The organism is Streptomyces sp. NPDC038280, from assembly GCF_055600045.1.
Window position 1 is genome coordinate 341,878 of the sequence record NZ_JBVJYZ010000002.1, and the last position, 17,316, is coordinate 359,193.

16 protein-coding genes are annotated in these 17,316 nt (G+C 73.0%); 8 read left to right on the top strand and 8 right to left on the bottom strand.

The window, feature by feature from the left end; translation table 11 throughout:
• Nucleotides 1–69 precede the first annotated feature (69 nt).
• The 6 genes from ACZ7J0_RS06665 to ACZ7J0_RS06690 all read left to right on the top strand — a co-directional run bounded on the left by ACZ7J0_RS06665 (nucleotide 70) and on the right by ACZ7J0_RS06690 (nucleotide 6,877).
• Nucleotides 70–1,281 (top strand): alpha/beta hydrolase, encoded by a 1,212-nt coding sequence (locus ACZ7J0_RS06665; RefSeq protein WP_470884641.1) that lies wholly within the window; start codon nucleotides 70–72, stop codon nucleotides 1,279–1,281.
• A gap of 106 nt (nucleotides 1,282–1,387) precedes the next feature.
• Nucleotides 1,388–2,242: a DUF4429 domain-containing protein gene (locus tag ACZ7J0_RS06670; RefSeq protein ID WP_470884643.1), complete on the top strand. Its 855-nt coding sequence runs from the start codon at nucleotides 1,388–1,390 to the stop codon at nucleotides 2,240–2,242.
• Between the two features lie 151 nt (nucleotides 2,243–2,393).
• Complete coding sequence (locus ACZ7J0_RS06675) at nucleotides 2,394–3,770, top strand: sensor histidine kinase (protein ID WP_470884645.1); 1,377 nt, start codon at nucleotides 2,394–2,396, stop codon at nucleotides 3,768–3,770.
• The gene (locus tag ACZ7J0_RS06680) at nucleotides 3,767–4,447 is read left to right on the top strand and encodes a response regulator (RefSeq protein WP_470884647.1); all 681 of its coding nucleotides are present in this window, start codon (nucleotides 3,767–3,769) and stop codon (nucleotides 4,445–4,447) included. The genes ACZ7J0_RS06675 and ACZ7J0_RS06680 overlap by 4 nt, the downstream gene beginning before the upstream one ends.
• Nucleotides 4,448–4,673: 226 nt before the next feature.
• Complete coding sequence (locus ACZ7J0_RS06685; protein ID WP_470884649.1) at nucleotides 4,674–5,669, top strand: alpha/beta hydrolase; 996 nt, start codon at nucleotides 4,674–4,676, stop codon at nucleotides 5,667–5,669.
• 11 nt (nucleotides 5,670–5,680) lie between these two features.
• Nucleotides 5,681–6,877, top strand: a complete 1,197-nt coding sequence (locus tag ACZ7J0_RS06690) for an acyltransferase family protein (RefSeq protein ID WP_470885161.1) — start codon at nucleotides 5,681–5,683, stop codon at nucleotides 6,875–6,877.
• A 128-nt stretch (nucleotides 6,878–7,005) separates the two neighbouring features.
• Here ACZ7J0_RS06690 and ACZ7J0_RS06695 read toward each other — a convergent pair whose 3' ends face one another.
• Nucleotides 7,006–8,025, bottom strand: coding sequence for an aldo/keto reductase (locus ACZ7J0_RS06695; RefSeq protein ID WP_470884651.1), 1,020 nt, complete (start codon nucleotides 8,023–8,025; stop codon nucleotides 7,006–7,008).
• A 5-nt stretch (nucleotides 8,026–8,030) separates the two neighbouring features.
• Nucleotides 8,031–8,477, bottom strand: coding sequence for a MerR family transcriptional regulator (locus ACZ7J0_RS06700; protein ID WP_470884653.1), 447 nt, complete (start codon nucleotides 8,475–8,477; stop codon nucleotides 8,031–8,033).
• 52 nt (nucleotides 8,478–8,529) lie between these two features.
• On the opposite strand from ACZ7J0_RS06700, the gene ACZ7J0_RS06705 reads away from it, so the two are divergent.
• Complete coding sequence (locus tag ACZ7J0_RS06705) at nucleotides 8,530–9,348, top strand: serine hydrolase domain-containing protein (RefSeq protein WP_470884655.1); 819 nt, start codon at nucleotides 8,530–8,532, stop codon at nucleotides 9,346–9,348.
• A 2-nt stretch (nucleotides 9,349–9,350) separates the two neighbouring features.
• Here the strand turns inward: ACZ7J0_RS06705 and ACZ7J0_RS06710 are convergent, their stop codons facing one another.
• The 5 genes from ACZ7J0_RS06710 to ACZ7J0_RS06730 form a co-directional block, all read right to left on the bottom strand.
• Nucleotides 9,351–9,989, bottom strand: a complete 639-nt coding sequence (locus ACZ7J0_RS06710) for a hypothetical protein (RefSeq protein WP_470884657.1) — start codon at nucleotides 9,987–9,989, stop codon at nucleotides 9,351–9,353.
• 11 nt (nucleotides 9,990–10,000) lie between these two features.
• Nucleotides 10,001–11,605 (bottom strand): ATP-binding protein, encoded by a 1,605-nt coding sequence (locus ACZ7J0_RS06715; RefSeq protein WP_470884659.1) that lies wholly within the window; start codon nucleotides 11,603–11,605, stop codon nucleotides 10,001–10,003.
• On the bottom strand, nucleotides 11,602–12,285 hold the full coding sequence (locus ACZ7J0_RS06720; RefSeq protein WP_470884661.1) for a response regulator: 684 nt from the start codon (nucleotides 12,283–12,285) through the stop codon (nucleotides 11,602–11,604). The genes ACZ7J0_RS06715 and ACZ7J0_RS06720 overlap by 4 nt, the downstream gene beginning before the upstream one ends.
• 75 nt (nucleotides 12,286–12,360) lie before the next feature.
• A complete protein-coding gene (murJ, locus tag ACZ7J0_RS06725) occupies nucleotides 12,361–14,073 on the bottom strand; it encodes a murein biosynthesis integral membrane protein MurJ (protein ID WP_470884663.1) in 1,713 nt (570 codons plus the stop codon).
• Nucleotides 14,070–15,266, bottom strand: coding sequence for a lipid II:glycine glycyltransferase FemX (locus ACZ7J0_RS06730; protein ID WP_470884665.1), 1,197 nt, complete (start codon nucleotides 15,264–15,266; stop codon nucleotides 14,070–14,072). The genes murJ and ACZ7J0_RS06730 overlap by 4 nt, the downstream gene beginning before the upstream one ends.
• A gap of 197 nt (nucleotides 15,267–15,463) precedes the next feature.
• Here ACZ7J0_RS06730 and ACZ7J0_RS06735 point away from each other — a divergent pair, with 197 nt between their 5' ends.
• Nucleotides 15,464–16,654: a L,D-transpeptidase gene (locus ACZ7J0_RS06735; RefSeq protein WP_470884666.1), complete on the top strand. Its 1,191-nt coding sequence runs from the start codon at nucleotides 15,464–15,466 to the stop codon at nucleotides 16,652–16,654.
• A gap of 5 nt (nucleotides 16,655–16,659) precedes the next feature.
• Here the strand turns inward: ACZ7J0_RS06735 and ACZ7J0_RS06740 are convergent, their stop codons facing one another.
• On the bottom strand, nucleotides 16,660–17,313 hold the full coding sequence (locus ACZ7J0_RS06740) for a pirin family protein (protein ID WP_470884668.1): 654 nt from the start codon (nucleotides 17,311–17,313) through the stop codon (nucleotides 16,660–16,662).
• Nucleotides 17,314–17,316: the final 3 nt, after the last annotated feature.

Below are 17,316 nucleotides of genomic sequence, written 5' to 3' on the forward strand. Positions count from 1 at the left end.
CCGCGAACGGACGTGATCCCCGTCACTGTCTTCGCGGCGCCCCTCGCCGGTCTCCTAGGGTGTCCCGCAGTGACTTCCTTCGACTCATCCCCCACACTCACCGTCTGGCGCATGCTGCTCGCACTCGCCGTCGTGTTCGTCATGCTGGCCACCACCGGCTGGACCGCGCTGCGAGAACACCGCGGGTCGGACGGCTCGCCGCAGGCCGCGCTCACCGCGTGGCGCCTCGGCCGGGTCGACGGACGGTCCCTGCCCGATCCCGCCTCCCCGCCGCGTACGCTCACCGCGTTCTTCGACTCGCTGAGCCGCGCCCAGCGCACCAGGCTCGCCGACGAGCACCCGTACGTCGTCGGCAACCTGAACGGCGCCCCCGTCACGCTGCGCTACCGCGCCAACCGGCACGCCCTCGACGGGGCTCTGCGGACCGAGCGCAGCCGTGTGGAGGACCGCAGGCTCAGCGCCGACGGCCACCACGAGGCCGTCCGCCGGATGAACCGCTTCGAGTCGCTGTTGCGCAAGGGACGGCAGATCCTCTCCTTCGACCCGTCCGGCACGGGCAGGACCGCCGAGGTGTTCGGCGACCTCGACCGGGCGAAGAGGGTCTCGGTGATCGTGCCGGGCGTGGACACGAACCTGCTCACCTTCCAGAAGACCAACCGCAAGTACAGCGCCCCCGTCGGGATGGCCCAGTCGCTGTACGCGGCGGAACGCCGGGCCTCGCCCCGTACCCCCACCGCTGTCATCGCCTGGGCCGACTACACCGCGCCCGTCGGGGTCGGCATGGACGCGGCCACCGGCCGACTCGCCGCGTTCGGCGCCCTGCGGCTGCTCGCCCTGGCCGACGCGCTGCCCGGCGCGGCGCCCGTCTCGCTGTTCTGCCACAGCTACGGCTCCGTGGTGTGCGGCGTCGCGGCGCCCCGGCTGCCCGCCCGGGTGACCGATGTCGCGGTGGCCGGCAGCCCCGGGATGCGGGTCGGGAGCGCGGCGGAGCTGCGGACCCGGGCGCGCGTGTGGGCCATGCGGGACGCCGACGACTGGATCCAGGACGTGCCGTACGTGGCGGTCGGCGGGGTCGGGCACGGGGCGGACCCGGTGACGCCGGAGTTCGGGGCGCGGCTGCTCTCGGCGGCCGGCGCGGTCGGTCACGCCGGCTATTTCGAGCCGGGTACGGAGAGCCTCAGCAACTTCGCCGAGATAGGGGTCGGTTCCTACGGCGACCTCACGTGCGCGGGCGCCGGGAGCGCCTGTCGCAGTGGAATTTCCGGTGGAGCGGACACCTGACACGCGTAGAGCGTCGCGCGGCGACCTCCCCCTGCGTACTTCTTCGGGCGTCTTCGCCCGGATTCGAGGGGCGACGCGCGGGCCCTCGCCGCATACGATGAGGCGTATGGGTGATGTGCTGGCCGGAATTCATGCCACCTGGGAGTTCGAGACCGACGCCGTGCTCATCCGCTTCGAACGGGGGATCCGCACGCCGAAGCTGTTTCAGTCCCTGCGCGAACGGCGCGTCCCCCACGAGGCGTTGGCGTCGGTGACCCTCTCCCCTGGCAAGCGGGGCACGGTGGTCCTGCGCGCGGTGCCGAGACCCGGTGCGGATCCGCTGATGGAGGCCGCGGCGGGGCAGCTGAAGGAAGGGTGCGATCCGTACCGGCTGGTGCTGCCCGCCGAGCGCGAGACCCTCGCCGAGTACTACGCCGACGAGCTGCGGGCTGTCCTCGGGCCACGGGCCGGAGAGCCCTCCGAACGGTTCCTGGTGACGGCTCCGCCGACCCCGCTGCACTTCAAGGCGTACGACGCCAAGGCGTCGTTCGACGGGAAGCGCGTGGCGTTCCGCTGGTTCTGGACGGGGGCGTCGTCGGCCAAGTGGAAGGCGGGCGACCAGAGCTTCCCGGTGCACGAGCTCAGCGGTGTCGAGTGGCGTTCGCCGGACGTCTTCGACGGCTATCTGCGCCTGCTGCGCCGGGATGGCGGCCCCCAGCCGGCCCAGGCGGACCAGGACCCGTCCGCGGTGGTCTTCGGGCTCGGCTACGGCCCGGTGCACGAGTCGCTGCCGTTCGCGGCGGCGGTCCTGGCGGCGTCCCGGGGCGCCTCTCCCGCACCGGTGGTGCAGCAGGGTCACGGGCGCCGCGACCCGGCGGTGATCGCGGAGCGGATGCATCACCTCGGGGAGCTGTACAGCGCGGGGCTGGTGACGGACGAGGAGTACTCGGCGAAGAAGGCGGAGCTGCTGGCCGAGCTCTAGTTCGCGCGTCCCCCGGGCTGACGCGTCCCCGGATCGGCGCCCATGCGGTCCTGAGTTCACACGTTCCGGCGTTCATACCCCGGTATGACATGGCACCCGACCCCCGGGTATGACGACCACCCGGTACGGCTCTGCCTACGCTGAGCGCGCCATGCGTACCGATACCCCCTCCCCCGAGTCCTCCGGTCCCTCCCGGCTCGGCGACCGCCTCGCGCGCTTCGCCCGTCTCGCGCCCGTCCGCGCCACCTGGCGGTTCATGCTGCCGTCGCCCGAGACACGGGATTCGCTGCACGCCTTCGGGGTCGCGCTCGCCACCCCCACCGAGCCGGGCGCGCCGCTGCTCGCGCAGGCCTCGTCGCGGTGGCTGCGCAGGCTCCCGTACGTCCTCGCGTTCTGCTTCGTCTGCGCGCTGCTGCCGGTCACGGTCAGCGTCCTCGTCAATGACTACAAGGTCAACGGCGCCCTCGCGGGTGCGCTGGCCACCGCCCAGACCGCGCCGCTGCTCGTCGCGGTGACCCGGCCGCTCCAGGCCTGGTGGATCATCCTGAGCGCCGACGTCCTGGGCGCGGTGGTCCTGCTGGGCTCGGACGGTGTCGTCGACAGGTCCTGGCCATGGACGCCGATGATCATCGTCGGCTATCTCGCCCTGATGCTCGCCCTGGGCCTGCGCGAGCCGCGACGGACCCTGATCGGCGTCTGGCTGGTGACCGGCCTCGCCGGCTTCTTGTGCGAACTGCTCTCGCAGGAGCACAGCGACGGCATCCACCTCCTCCTCTTCGTCCTGTCCGGTGTCGTCCTCCTGATCACGGCGACCCTGCGGGAGCGCGGCGACGCGCAGCGCCGGCTCGTCGAGCAGGAGACCATCAGCGAAGCCGAGCGCGCCCGGCGCACCCTGCTGGAGGAGCGCGCCCGGATCGCCCGCGAGCTGCACGACGTCGTCGCCCATCACATGTCGGTGATCACCGTGCAGGCCGACTCGGCGCCCTACCGGATCGAGGGGCTGCCGGACGCGGCACGCGAGGAGTTCTCCACGATCGCGGCGAGCGCCCGGGAGTCGCTGGCCGAGATGCGACGGCTCCTCGTCGTCCTGCGCAGCGAGGGGACGGAGGGCGAGCGGGCGCCGCAGCCCGGACTCGACCGGGTGCAGCAGCTGGTGGAGGCGACGGTACGGGCCGGGGTGCCGGCCGAGCTGTCGATTCCGGCCGAACTGGGCCATGTCCCACCGGCGGTGGACCTCTCCGCGTACCGGATCGTGCAGGAGGCGCTGGCGAACGTGGTGCGGCACGCTCCGGGGGCGCGGACGCGGGTCTCGGTGACCACGGGTGAAAGTTGGCTGCTAATCCTGGTCGTCAACGAGCCGTCGGACAGGCTCACTTCGCCGCTGGAGACGACCGGGACGGGTCATGGGCTGGTCGGCATGCGGGAGCGCGTACGGTTGACCGGCGGCACGCTGGACACCGGGCCGCTGCCCGACGGCGGATTCCGGGTCTCGGCCCGCTTCCCCCTGACCTCCGAGGACGCTTTGTGACCATCCGCGTGATCATCGTCGACGACCAGGCCATGGTACGGGCGGGGTTCGCCGCGCTGCTGTCGGCGCAGGCCGACATCGATGTGGTGGGTGAGGCGCCGGACGGGCGGCAGGGTGTGGACGTGGCGCGGTCGACGCATCCGGACGTGGTGCTGATGGACGTACGGATGCCGGAGATGGACGGTCTCGCGGCGGCGCGCGAGATCTTGAACCCCCCGCCGGGGCTGGTCCACCGGCCGAAGGTGCTCATGCTGACCACGTTCGACGTGGACGACTACGTGTACGAGGCGCTGCGCGTGGGCGCGTCGGGCTTTCTGCTGAAGGACGCGCCGCCGGCCGATCTCATCGGGGCGGTACGGGTGGTGGCGGGCGGCGAGGCGCTCCTCGCCCCGTCGGTGACCCGTCGCCTGATCGCGGACTTCGCGGCGCGGCGCCCGGCTCCCCGCAAGGACCGCTCCCTTCGGCTGAACGGCCTGACGCCCCGTGAGACGGAAGTCCTGGAGCTGATCGCCCGGGGCCTGTCCAACCAGGAGATCGCGGACCACCTGATCCTCGCGGAACAGACGGTGAAGACCCATATCGGCCGAGTGCTGGCGAAGCTGGACCTCCGCGACAGGGCGCAAGTGGTCATCTTCGCCTACGAGTCGGGCGTGGTGACCCCGGGCGACACGGCGTAGCGGCCGGGGCCGGGCGGCGTCCGGTCCTGCTCCGCACGTCCGTCGGCCGCGCGGCTCCGCGATCGACGCCGGGCCGCGGAAGCGCCGACCCCGCCAACTCCCGTACGCAGTACGCCCCCTACCCAGGTACCACCCGCCGGTTGGCCCCCCGGTGTGACGTGTCGCCGGGTGTCCTCTTCCTACCTTCCTCTCGCCGCAGCCGAGGAACACGAAGAGGGAGCACCCCATGCGCCGCTACAAGAGGACCCTGACCGCCGTCGCGCTCGCCACCACCATGGTCGCGGGGACGGTCGGTTGGGCGTCCGGGGACGCGCAGCAGGCGGTGACCGGGCCGCCGCCCGGGAGCGGTGCGTGGGTGGCGGAGGGGCTGCCCGATCCGGGGAGCAGTACGCCGCAGGAGATCGGCCGGTTCTTCCGGGGGCTCTCCGGGGAGCGGCAGCGGGAGCTCGTGCGGCGCCACCCCGGGGTCGTCGGAAACCTCGACGGTGCTCCGGTGGCTCTGCGGTACGCGGCCAACTCCCTCGCGGCGAAGGGGGACGCGCGGTACAGCCGGCTCGCCGGGCATCGGATACTCGCCTTCGACCCCCGCGGCCGCGGCCAGGTCGCCGAGGTGTTCGGGGACCTGGAGGGCGCCGCGCACGTGGCCGTCGTCGTGCCGGGCTCCGACATCGACGCCGGGAACAGCGCACCGCTGAACGCCCAGGCCGAGGCGCTGCGGGTCGCCACCCACGGCCGGACGGCGGTGGTCGCGTGGGCCGGTTACACCACGCCCGTCGGTGTCGGGCTCGACGCCGCCACCGGGGGCCTCGCCGAGGCGGGTGCGGACCGGCTGGTCCGGTTCGCGGACGGGCTGGTGGCGACCGGCGCCCCCGAGCCGTCGCTCTTCTGCCACAGCTACGGCTCCGTGGTGTGCGGACTCGCCGCCCCGCAGCTCAAGGCGAAGGACCTGGTGGTCTTCGGATCTCCGGGGATGCGCGCCGAGAACGTCGCCGATCTGCGCACCGGAGCGCGCGTCTGGGCGGCCAGGAACCCCTCCGACTGGATCTCGCGCGTCCCCCATGTCCGGTTCCTCGGCCTCGGCCACGGCACCGACCCCACCGCCCCGGACTTCGGCGCCCGGGCCGTCCCCGCTGCCGACGCGCAGGGCCACAACGGCTACTTCACGCCCGGCACCGCGTCCCTCCGCACCTTCGCCGCGATCGCGCAGGGAGACAACCAGTGAAACACCGGCTGATGACGGCCGCCGGCGCGATCGAGGCCCGCACGCCGGCCCACCGGGACCGCGCCGTCGACGGGCTCCGCGCCCTCGCCCTGCTCGCGGTCCCCACCGGGCACTGGCTCCTCGGCGGGTTCACCCTCGACAGTGGCGGCGCGCTCCACAACGCCAGCCCGCTCTCGGCCTTCGGCTCCCTGGCGCCGGTCAGCTGGGTGCTCCAGATGCTCGGCATCTTCTTTCTGGTCGGCGGGTACGCCTCCGTCCTCTCGTACCACCGGCGCAAGGGTTCGACGGGCGACTGGCTGAAGGGTCGGCTGGCCCGGCTCGGCCGGCCCGTGCTCGGGGTCACCGCCGTCTGGGCCGCCCTGATCCCCCTCCTCCAGTACGGGTTCGGCGTCCCCGGCGACACACTGCGCACCGCCTCGACGCTGGTCGTCCAACCTCTCTGGTTCGTCGGGGTGTACGCGGTCGTCACCGCGCTCACTCCGTACTGCGTCCGCGCCGCACGGCGCCTCGGTGTCTGGGCCGCCGCCCCGCTGCTCGGCTCGGTCGCGGTCGTCGACTTCCTGCGCTACGGCCCGTACGCCGACGCCATGCCGTCCTGGCTGAGCGTCATCAACATCCTTCCGGGCTGGATGTTCGCCTATCAGATCGGTGTCTCCTGGGGAGAGGGCCGGCTCGGCAGGCGTCACGCCTGGGCGCTGCTGATCGGCGGCGCCGCGCTGTTCACCGCGCTCCTCGCCGTCTTCGGATACCCCTCGTCCATGGTCGGCGTCCCCGGCGAGGCCCGCACCAACTCCCACCCGCCGTCGCTGCTGGTCCTGGCGCTGGCCGCCGCGCAGAGCGGCGCCGCGATCCTGCTGCGGGACCGCATCGGCACGCTCCTCAGGCGTCCCGCCCTGTGGGCGCCGGTCGTCGTCGTCAACCTCTTCGCCATGACGATCCTGTGCTGGCACCAGACGGCGATGCTCGCGGCGGCGATCCCGGCGTCGCTGACGCTCGGCACCGTCCCGGGGCTGACGACCGGCCCGGACAGTCTCGGCTGGATCCTGGCGCGGCTCGCCTGGATGCCGCTCTTCGCCGGACTGCTCGTCCTCGTCGGACGGTACGCGCGCGGGTTCGAGTCGCCCTGGACGACGGCGGGCGGAGCCCTCCGGGCAGCGGCGGGGCTGCTCGCGGCGGGCTTCGCCGTCTTCGCACTCGGGCTGGCCTAGGCCGGGACATCCCTCCGGGCGAGTCGGCGCTCCTCCCGGTAGAGATGTCCCGGCCTCGGACGGACGGGCTTCGGACCGACGCGCCTCGGACGGACGGGCTTCGGGCCGCTTCCGTCGGACGGTCCGCCTCAGACGTTCTCGCGCGCCGCCGAGGTGGACGACATGTCCGGGTACCTGTCCCCCGTCACCTGCTCCGCGATCGGCTCCAGGAGCGCCAGCTCCGACTCGCTCAGCGTGATCCGGGTCGCCGCCGCGTTCTCGAGGAGCCGGGAGCGCTTGCGGGTGCCGGGGATCGGCACCACGGTCAGTCCGTGCACCGCCGCCCGCTGCTGCACCCACGCCAGGGCGATCTGCGCGGCCGTCGCGCCGTGCGCCGCCGCGATCTTGTGGACCGGCTCCAGGAGCGCCGCGTTGCGCCGCGCGTTCTCGCCGGAGAAGCGGGGCTGGAACTGGCGGAAGTCCCCGCCGGACAAGTCCTTCGTCGCGTCGGCGAAGGCCCCCGTCAGGAAGCCCCGGCCGAGCGGCGAGTACGGCACGAAGGCGACGCCCAGCTCGGCCGCGGCGCCGACCGCGCTGCGCTCCACGTCACGGGAGAAGAGGGACCACTCCGACTGCAGGGCGGTGATCGGGTGCACGGCGTGCGCCTCGCGCAGCTCCGCGCCGGTCACCTCGCTCAGCCCGAGGTGCCGGACCTTGCCCTCCTTGACGAGGTCCGCCATCGCTCCCACCGACTCGGCGAACGGTACGGCCGGGTCGTGGCGGTGCATGTAGTAGAGGTCGATGGTCTCGACGCCGAGGCGGCGCAGGCTGCCCTCGACGGCCGACTTGATGTACGCGGGGTCGTTGCGGACCCTGCGGTAGTGCGGGTCGTCGGTGCGCTCTATGGCGAACTTGGTCGCCAGGGTGATCTCGTCGCGGTGAGCGGCGACGAACGGCGCGAGGAACTCCTCGTTGGCGCCCCGTCCGTACACGTCCGCCGTGTCGATCAGGGTGACGCCCGCCTCCAGCGCCGCCTCCAGGGTGTCCCGGGCGGCGGCCTCGTCGGTGTCGCCGTAGAACTCGCTGATGCCCATGGCGCCGAAGCCCTGGACTCCCACCTCGGGGCCGTCCGTACCGAGCCGTGCTGTGTCGATCCTCTGCGTGCTCATCGGTGTCAAGCCCTCTCCGAGTACATGTCGATCTTGCGGTCGAGAACGGCGAGCGTGTCCTGGAGCTCCGCGATCCGGGACCGTACGTCCCGCCGCGTTGCCTCCAGCAGCTCACGCCGCTCCCCGACGGTGTGGTCGCCCTCCCTGACCAGCTCCGCGTACCGGACCATCCCGGCCACCGGCATGCCGGTCAGCCGCAGCTTGCCGACGAAGGTGAGCCAGTCGAGGTCCCGGTTGGTGAAGCGGCGCTGCCCCGTGTGCGACCGGTCGACGTGCGGCATCAGCCCGATCCGCTCGTACCACCGCAGGGTGTGGGCGGAGAGCCCGGTCCACGCGGCGACCTCGCTGATCGTGTACTTGTCCTGCCCGTCGGGTCGCGGATGGGCCGGCGGCGGGGCGGCGCAGACGTCGATGGCGGCCGGGGCCAGCGGGGTGCTCTCGATCACCGTCATGACCACCACGCTAGAACCTTCGAGTGCACTCCAAGCAAGTAGGCTCGTCCGCATGCAGAGCCTGGCGATGATCGAGAACTGGCCGGTCCCCACCGCGGCGGCCGCTGTCGTACGCGCGGACGGCACCGTTGCCGGCACGCACGGCCCGACCGGCCGGCGTTTCCCGCTGGCGTCGGTCACCAAGCCGCTCGCCGCGTACGCGGTCCTCGTCGCGTACGAGGAGGGCGCCGTCGATCTCGACGAGCCGGCCGGGCCGGAGGGGTCCACGGTCCGTCATCTCCTCGCCCACACCTCCGGGCTCGCCCCCGAGGAGCCGAGGGTCATGGCGGCGCCGGGCACCCGGCGGATCTACTCCAACGCCGGCTTCGAGGCGCTGAGCGACCATGTCACGAAGGCGACGGACATTCCGTTCGCCGAGTATCTGCGCCAGGCCGTTCTGGAACCGCTCGGGATGGCGTCGACGACGCTGGACGGCTCGGCCGCGAAGGACGGCGTCTCGACCGTCGACGATCTGGTGCGGTTCGCCGCGGAGGTGCAGGCCCCCAGGCTCCTCGACGCCCGTACCGTCCTGGAGGCCATGTCGGTCGTTCATCCGGGCCTGACCGGGGTCCTCCCCGGCTACGGGCACCAGAAGCCCAACGACTGGGGCCTGGGCTTCGAGATCCGGAACTCCAAGTCGCCGCACTGGACGGGCGGTTCGTCCTCCCTCCGTACCTTCGGGCACTTCGGCCAGTCCGGCACGTTCCTGTGGATCGACCCGGACGCGCGGGCGGCGTGCGTCGCGCTGACGGACCGGGCGTTCGGCCCGTGGGCCATCGAGGCGTGGCCGCCGTTCACGGACGCGGTGCTCGCGGAGCTCCGGGCTGCCTAGAGCTACGTGCAGCGGCTCGCCGGGAGCCTGCCGTCGGGGCCGGTGAGGACGACGGAGGCGAGGCCCGACGGGTCCTCCGCGTACACCGCCGTGCAGACGATCTGCCGGACGGCTGCCGCGGGCAGGTCCATGACGGCGGATCCGGTGCCGATCCTGATCTCCGGGGCCGTGCCGGCCGTGTCCGGGGCCTCTTCGCGTGCGCTGTCGACGACCTCGACGTCCAGGAGCTGACCGGCCCAGACGCGGGCGGGCAGCCGGGTGGAGAAGCCCGCCTCCCGCTCGGCCTCGGTCGGGCCGTGCGTCAGCGCGGCGATCACCTTGGCGGTCGCCACCCGCGGGCCCGAAAGAGCGCTGCCGCCCGTCGTCCCGTCCTCCCCGGGGCCGGCCGGGCCCCCGTCGGTGGGCGTCGCCCGGTCGCCGACCGGCCGCGCCACCGGGAGGACGGTGCCGTTCTCGTCCACGAAGAAGAGCAGCATGCGGTCGGACCGCTGGGGAAACACGTCCACGGTCGCGGCGCCTCCGGCCTCCACCACGTCGCTCTCCTGGATCCCGCAGCCGGTGAGGACGACGGCTCCGGTGAGCAGCAGCGTCCCGGCGAGCGCGGCCCGGGTTCCCGTCCGCCTCGTACCGATCCGTCTCATGGCGGCCCGTCTCATCCGGGCACCTCGTCTCCGGTCGGTGCGTGGCCGGCCGGCCCCTGTTCCCCCCGCTCAGGGCCGTTCGGCTCATGACGGGTCAGGGGGATCTCCACGAGGAAGACGGCGCCCCCGCCCGGATCGTTCATGGCCCGGACCGTGCCCCCGTGCAGCCGTACGTTCTCGTGGGTGATCGCGAGGCCGAGCCCGCTGCCCACCGAACGCGTGCGGGCCAGGTCGGCCTTGTAGAAGCGGTCGAAGACATGGGGCAGGGCCTCGGGCCTGATCCCCGGCCCCCGGTCGATGACCTCCATGACGAGCACACCGGCCGAGTCCTGCGGCCGCCGCCCGACGCGCAGCCGGACGGTGACCGGGGGCCGGCCGTGCCGGAGCGCGTTGCCGACGAGGTTCGCGACGATCACGTCGAAGCGGCGGGGGTCGAGCCGGGCGCGGATGCCGTCGGGCAGGTCGGTCACCACCTTCCCGGGGTCGGTCCAGCGACGGTTGAGCAGGGTCCGGCGGATGGTCTCGGCCACGTCCATCTCGTCGGTGTTCAGCTCGGCGGCGCGGGCGTCGAACCGGGAGATCTCCATCAGGTCCTCGACCAGGACCGCGAGCTTGCCGGTCTCGGCGCTGATCAGCCGCACGGCGGCGGCGGTGTCCGGGTCGAGCCCCTCGGCGTCCTCGTCGAGGAGTTCGGTGACCGCGAGCATCCCGGCGAGCGGCGTGCGCAGTTCGTGGGAGACGTCGGAGGCGAAGCGGCGGGCCCGGGCCTCGGCGCGCTGGAGCTCCTCCACGGAGCGTTCGAGCGCGATGGCGGATTCGTTGAACGTGTGGGCGAGGTCGGCGAGTTCGTCGCCTCCCCGGACCTGGATGCGGGTGTCGAGCCGGCCCTGTCCCATGTGGTGCGCGGCGCGGCGCAGGTCCCGTACGGGGCGCAGCACACTGCGGGCGGCGAGCAGCGCGGGGATCAGGGCCACCGCGAGGGCGGGCAGGGCGCCGTCCCGGGCGGCCAGGACCATGCCCCGGACGTTGGCCTCCTCGGCGTCCAGTTCCATCACCGCGTACATGACGAGACCGGTGCGCAGGGTGTCGACGTCCGCTTTGCCCCGGGGCGAGAAGACGGCCGGTACGGCGATGGTCAGATACGGTCTGCCGCCACTGATCACCCGCTGGAAGCTGCCGTGCGGCTCGCCGAGGGCGGCGCGGCGGAGCTCGGGCGTGATCACCGTGGACGTCGGGCTGCTGCTGGAGGAGACGCGGAGCGAGCCGTACTCGGCGAAGACCCTCCACGGGCGTGGCTTCCCCTGCCGGGCGATCTGCCGCACCGATGTCTCGAGGGCCGCGCGGTCGACGGGCAGGACCACGGCGTGGCTCTCGATCTGGTCGCGGAACGAGGAGACGGCGGTGTCCTGGGCGTGTTCGAGGATGGAGTTGCGGGCCTCGCGGTAGGTGAGGGCGGCGGTGGTGCCGCAGCCGACGGCGGCGACCAGCAGGAAGGCGAGGACGAGCCGGGTGCGCAGCCCGGACCGCGCGAGCCGCCACCGCCGGCGGAGCCCGGCGAGCGTGAGCCGCGGTCTGCGCCGGGCGCGGGTGCCCGTCCCGCGTCCGACGGTGCTCACAGCGGTCCGAAGCGGTAGCCGAAGCCGCGCAGGGTCTGTATGTAGCGGGGGCTGCCGGGTGTGTCCTCGATCTTGTTGCGCAGTCTGCGGACGCACGCGTCCACGAGACGCGCGTCCCCGTGGTAGCTGTGCTCCCAGACGTGTTCGAGGAGCTGCTGGCGGCTGAAGACCTGCTCGGGGGCGGCGGAGAGGTGGAGCAGCAGCTTCAGCTCGGAGGGGGCGAGCGCGATCCGTTCGCCGGACTTGGCGACGGTGAGTCCCGTGCGGTCGAGGGCGAGTTCGCCGTGGAACTCGATGGTGGGCCGCCCGCCGCCCGGCTCCTCGATGCGCCGCAGGACGGCCCGTATCCGCGCCTCGATGACCTCGGTACGGGCGGGCTTGACGATGTAGTCGTCGGCGCCCGCCTCCAGACCCACGACGACGTCGAAGTCGTCACCGCGGGCGGTGAGCATGATGATCGGCAGCTGACTGGTCTCGCGGACCCGGTGGCAGACCTGGACGCCGTTCATGCCGGGGAGCATGAGGTCGAGGAGGAGCAGGTCGGGCCGGAACTCGCGGAGGGCGGCGAGCCCTGCTTCGCCGGTGGCGGCGGTCCGTACCTCGTGACCGCGGCGGCGCAGCCCGAGTTCGACTCCTTCCCGGACGGAGGGGTCGTCTTCGATGAGCAGCACGCGTGGCATCGGCGCAGTATCCCAGGGGTCGTCGGGGTCGTCGGGGTCGTCGGGGTCGTTCGCGGTGGTCGGCGAGGAAGAGGGTCAGCGGCGCGCGGGGCGCAGACGGCGTACCGCCGCGGAGAGCAGGGCGTCGACCTCCGTCAGCCGCAGGGGGCGGGCCAGGAGCGCGAAGACGGCGAGGATCACCGCCGCGCCGGCGGCCGCGGACACGAGGGGGCCGGCTCCCGACGACCGGGCGGCGGCGAGCAGGCCGAGCGCGGCGGCGGGCAGCGCGGCGGCGAGCAGCCGGGTGAGCGAGGAGCGGGCACGGCCTTCCCCCGGGCCGAGCCGCCGCGTCAGGACATGGGCGGTGAGCGCCCAACCCGCCCAGAGCGCCAGCGAGTACGCCGCGGCCATGCCGGTGACCGACCAGCGCGCGGGCAGCAGGTGGTACGCGACCACCGAGAGCCCTGCGTTGAGGGCGGCGATCACCAGGTTGAGGAGGAACGGCGTGCGGGTGTCGCGCAGGGCGTAGAAGGTCCGCGAGAGGACGTACTGGCCCGACAGCGCGATCAGTCCGGGCGCGAAGGCCATCAGGATGGGGGCCATCACGGCGATGGCGTCGGCGTCGGTCCGGCCGTACTGGAAGACCAGCGCCATCACGGGTCCGGCGAGGGCGAACAGCGCGCAGGCCGCCGGGACGACGGCCGCGGAACTGGTGCGCAGCGCGTACGAGACGTCGCCGCGCAGGGCCGCGGTGTCCCCGTCGGCGGCCGATCCGCTCATGCGCGGCATCAGCGCGGTGACGAGGGAGACCGTCACGATCCCGTGGGGGACGATCCACAGCAGATAGGCGTTGTTGTACGCGCTGAAGCCCGCGCCGCCGTCGATGCCCTGAGTCGCCGCGTGCTGGCCCGCGGCCGTCGCCAGACGGGTGGTGACCCAGTACACGGCCTGGTTGGTGAGGACGAGGAGGACCAGCCAGCCGGCCGCGCGCATGGGCCGGGTCAGTCCGCTGCCCCGCCAGTCGAACCGGGGGCGGAAGCGGAAGCGGGCGGCGCGCAGCGCGGGCAGGAGCGCGAGTGCCTGGACGACGATGCCGGCGGTGGTGCCCCAGCCGAGGAGCGCGGTGGCTGCGGGGGTGAGCGTGCCGTCGGGCGAGGTGGCGACGGTCGTCAGGTAGAGCGCGAACACGGCGATGACGACGATGTTGTTGAGGACGGGGGTCCACATCATGGCGCCGAACCGGCCGCGGGCGTTGAGCACTTGGCCGAGCAGCGTGAACACGCCGAGGAAGAGGATCTGCGGCAGACAGAAGCGGGCGAAGGCGACCGTCATGGTCTCCTGCGCTCCGGTGTAGTCGGTGTAGGCGTCCACGAGCGCGGGGGCGGCGAGCACCGCGGTCGCGGTGATCAGCAGCAGGGCGCTCACGCTGAGCGTGAGCAGCCGGTCGGTGTAGGCGCGGCCGCCGTCGGCGTGTTCCTTGGCGGCTTTGACCAGTTCGGGCACGAAGACGGCGTTGAGGGCGCCGCCGATGAGCAGGGTGTAGACGATCGTGGGGACGGAGTTGCCCACGGCGTAGCCGTCGGCGACGAGCCCGGTCCCGAGAGCCGCGGCGACGGTGGCGGACCGCACGAACCCGGTGGCGCGGGAGACCACGGACCCGGCGGCCATCACTGCCCCGCTGCGCAGCGCGGAAGCGGCGGGGGCTGCCTGTTCCGGGGCGCCGGCATCCGCCGCCGCGGCCTGCGGGCCGGTGTCCGTGGCGGCGCTCCCCGGACCCGTCTCCGGGGCGGTGCCCGTACGCCCGCTCATCGACGGGCCAGATAGGCCTGGAACGCCCGGTACAGCGTGTGGTTGGTCGTGCCTGCCAACGGTGTCTCCCACTCCCCCAGCGTCTCGACGACCTGTCCCCCGGTGCCCAGTTTCCAGCGCGTCAGCCCGTATCCGCGGTCGTCCGGATCGAGGGTGGAGGGTACCCCGCGCATGTCGTAGACGTCGGCTCCAAGGGCGTGGGCGTCGAGCATCATGCGCCACTGCAGGGCGTTGGAGGGGCGCACCTCGCGGCGGTGGTCGGCGGAGGCGCCCGTCTGGTACCAGACCCGGCGGCCCACCGTGATCATGGTGTGCGCGGCGAGGGTCTCGCCCTGGTGGCGGGCGAGGTAGAGCTTCATCCGGCCCGGTTCCTCGGCGTTGAGAGCCTCGTACTGCCGCTGGTAGTACGCCAGGGTGCGGCCGAGCCGGAAGCCGTCGCGCTCCTCGGTGACACGCAGCAGCCGGTAGAAGTCGGGAAGGTCGGCGGCGGTCCCGACGACCACCTCGACGCCGGACTTCCGGGCGCGGCGGACGTTGCGCCGCCACTCCTGGTTGAGCCCGTTCCACAGGTCGTCGGCGGTGCGTCCGGCCAGCGGGACCTGGAAGACGATGCGGGGCTGGGCATCGCCGTCGGCGGGCCCGTCGGGGCTGTCGCCTCCGCAGCGCCGCCAGCCGCGGGCCCGGAGCCGTTCGGCCACGGCGGTGCCGAGAGGGTCCACCTCGCAGGCGAGGACGTCGGACAGCCGCCGGCCGTTGCCGGCGAGGGACTTGAGCCGGGCGGCGTCCCAGCGCCGGAAGACCGGCGAGGGGCCAATGCGGACGGCGAAGGCGCCGGCCGCCCGCAGATGCCGCAGCAGCGGGGTGAGCCAGCCGTCGATGTCCGGGTCGGACCAGTCGGCGACGGGCCCTTCGGGCAGGTAGGCGAAGTACTTGCGGGTGCCGGGGAAGGGCCGCAGCAACGCGAGGGCGGCCCCGGCGAGCACGCCGGGCCTCTCCTGATCGCCGGCGGATTCCCAGCCGACGAAGTGGGGACGCCAGCCCTCCTTCACCTCGGCCCAGGACGGGCACTGCAGAAAGCTGGGGCCTCCGGGCGCCGACGCGCGGGATGCGATGTACGCGCGGTAGGTCTCGGCGGTGATGGGACCCAGCCGCGTTTCCTGGCCGCGGCCGGCCGTCACGAGCAGCGCTGACACAACGTGAGCCTCCGTGTTCCGCCCCCTCGTTGGTGGGACGCACAGGAGGTTCACAGCCGTCCGTGACCGTGCCGCGCGGCGTGTGTGACCGGACGATGACCGTTCCTCTGCAGCCGTCGTCACATGGCGCGCGAGCCGGTTTCCGGCGCTTCCCGCCGCTTAGAGTCCCGGCAATTCCCCACTTTCTGGAGGTCTCCATGAGTCCTGTCCGCATGCGCCCGGCAGTCGTGGCCGTCGTTCTGGGTGCGGCGCTCAGTGCCTGTTCGGGCGGGGGCGGCGGCGCCGGTGCCGCGCCGGACGACGCCAAGCCCGGCGGTGGCGCTCCGGCCACCGTGACCGTGACACCGGCCGGGAAGGGCGTCGCCGCCGGGAGGCCGGTGGTCGTCACGGCGAAGGGCGGCACGCTGGGCACGGTGACGGTCGTCGACGCTCGGGGCGCCGCGCTCTCCGGGCGTCCTTCCGCGGACCGGACGACCTGGACGTCGGACCGGAAGGCGGCGCCCGGCGCCTCGTACACGGTCCAGGTGACGACCCGTACGGGCAGCGGCCGCACCGACACGACCCGGGCGACGTTCTCCACCGCCGAGGCGGAGAGGGTCAACAGACTGACGCTGGCGCCGGGCAAGAACACCACGGTGGGTGTCGCCCAGCCGCTGTCGATCGTCTTCGACCGTCCGGTCGCGAACAAGGCGGAGGTCGAGAGGCAGTTGCGGGTGACCACCTCGGACAACACCGTGGGCTCGTGGGGCTGGGTGCGTGACTGGTCAGGCAAGGACAGGGTCGACTGGCGGCCGAGGGAGTACTGGAAGTCCGGCACGAAGGTGACGCTGGACGCCCGGTTGAACGGCACCGACTCCGGCGGGAGCGGGGGCTGGTTCGTGCGCGACTACCGGACCGGCTTCACCGTCGGCGCCCGGCAGATCGTCCGTGTCGACCTCGACCGCAAGAGGCTGACCCTGGAGCGGGACGGGAGGCAGGTGCGCGAGATACCGGTGTCCGGCGGCACTCCGGGGGGCGACAAGCGGTCCTGGAGGGGCACGGCGGTCCTGATGGCGAAGGAGGGGACGATCAACATGAACTCGGAGACGGTGGGTCTCGGCGACGCCTACGACAAGATGGTCGACTACTCGATGCGGCTGACCTGGTCGGGGATGTACACCCACGCGGCGCCGTGGAACTCCGCCTACTTCGGCCGGGCCAACAAGAGCTCCGGCTGCATCGGCATGAGCGATGCGAACGCCGCGTACTTCTACGGGCAGGTACGGGTCGGCGACCCGTTCGAGATCAAGGGCGAGGACACCAAGGGGACCGTCGCCGAGGGCAACGGCTATGGCGCGTGGAACCTCAGCTGGGACCAGTGGCGGGCCAAGAGCGCCGTGCGGGGCTGAGGGGCTCAGCCCTTCATCTCCCAGAGCAGTACCTCCGCGGAGGTGTCGGCCCGCAGCTCCAGGCCCTCCGCCGCCGTGACGCGTGCCGCGTCGCCCGGCCCCAGGTGCTCTCCGGCCAGGGAGACTTCGCCGCCCACGACATGCGCGTACAGCAGGGCCGCGTCCGGGACGGCGGTCCGCTCGCCGGGGGCCAGGCGCCGGACGTGCAGCATCGCGCCGGCCTCCGGCAGGGCGTAGGGGGTGGCGTCCGCGATGCCGCGCACGACCTCGTACGCGGGCTCCCCGCCGGGGTCCAGCGGGGCCAGCCACATCTGGACGAAGACCAGCGGGACGTCGCCGTCGTTGCGTTCCACGTGCCGCACTCCGGAGGCGGCACTGAGCCGCTGGACGTCGCCGGGGCGGATCACGGTGGCGTGTCCGGCCGAGTCGCGGTGGGTGAGCTCGCCCTCGACGACCCAGGTGACGATCTCGGTGTGGCTGTGCGGGTGCTCGTCGAAGCCCGCGCCCGGCGCGAGCCGTTCCTCGTTGCAGGCCAGGACGGCGCCGAAGCGGAGGTTGTCGGGGTCGTAGAACCGGCCGAAGGAGAAGGCGTGCCGGGTCTCGATCCCGGCGGCCGGGTCGCCCCCGGCATAGCGGTCCGCTGAACGCTGCACTGACATCAC

What these genes read in the sequence shown, in the direction of transcription:
- ACZ7J0_RS06695 (WP_470884651.1), bottom strand. Translation starts at nt 8,025, where the DNA reads ATGAGCACGCAGAGGATCGACACAGCACGGCTCGGTACGGACGGCCCC.
- ACZ7J0_RS06700 (WP_470884653.1), bottom strand. Translation starts at nt 8,477, where the DNA reads ATGACGGTGATCGAGAGCACCCCGCTGGCCCCGGCCGCCATCGACGTC.
- ACZ7J0_RS06685 (WP_470884649.1), top strand. Translation starts at nt 4,674, where the DNA reads ATGCGCCGCTACAAGAGGACCCTGACCGCCGTCGCGCTCGCCACCACC.
- ACZ7J0_RS06740 (WP_470884668.1), bottom strand. Translation starts at nt 17,313, where the DNA reads ATGTCAGTGCAGCGTTCAGCGGACCGCTATGCCGGGGGCGACCCGGCC.
- ACZ7J0_RS06675 (WP_470884645.1), top strand. Translation starts at nt 2,394, where the DNA reads ATGCGTACCGATACCCCCTCCCCCGAGTCCTCCGGTCCCTCCCGGCTC.
- ACZ7J0_RS06710 (WP_470884657.1), bottom strand. Translation starts at nt 9,989, where the DNA reads ATGAGACGGATCGGTACGAGGCGGACGGGAACCCGGGCCGCGCTCGCC.
- ACZ7J0_RS06735 (WP_470884666.1), top strand. Translation starts at nt 15,464, where the DNA reads ATGAGTCCTGTCCGCATGCGCCCGGCAGTCGTGGCCGTCGTTCTGGGT.
- ACZ7J0_RS06670 (WP_470884643.1), top strand. Translation starts at nt 1,388, where the DNA reads ATGGGTGATGTGCTGGCCGGAATTCATGCCACCTGGGAGTTCGAGACC.
- ACZ7J0_RS06690 (WP_470885161.1), top strand. Translation starts at nt 5,681, where the DNA reads ATGACGGCCGCCGGCGCGATCGAGGCCCGCACGCCGGCCCACCGGGAC.
- ACZ7J0_RS06720 (WP_470884661.1), bottom strand. Translation starts at nt 12,285, where the DNA reads ATGCCACGCGTGCTGCTCATCGAAGACGACCCCTCCGTCCGGGAAGGA.
- ACZ7J0_RS06705 (WP_470884655.1), top strand. Translation starts at nt 8,530, where the DNA reads ATGCAGAGCCTGGCGATGATCGAGAACTGGCCGGTCCCCACCGCGGCG.
- murJ (WP_470884663.1), bottom strand. Translation starts at nt 14,073, where the DNA reads ATGAGCGGGCGTACGGGCACCGCCCCGGAGACGGGTCCGGGGAGCGCC.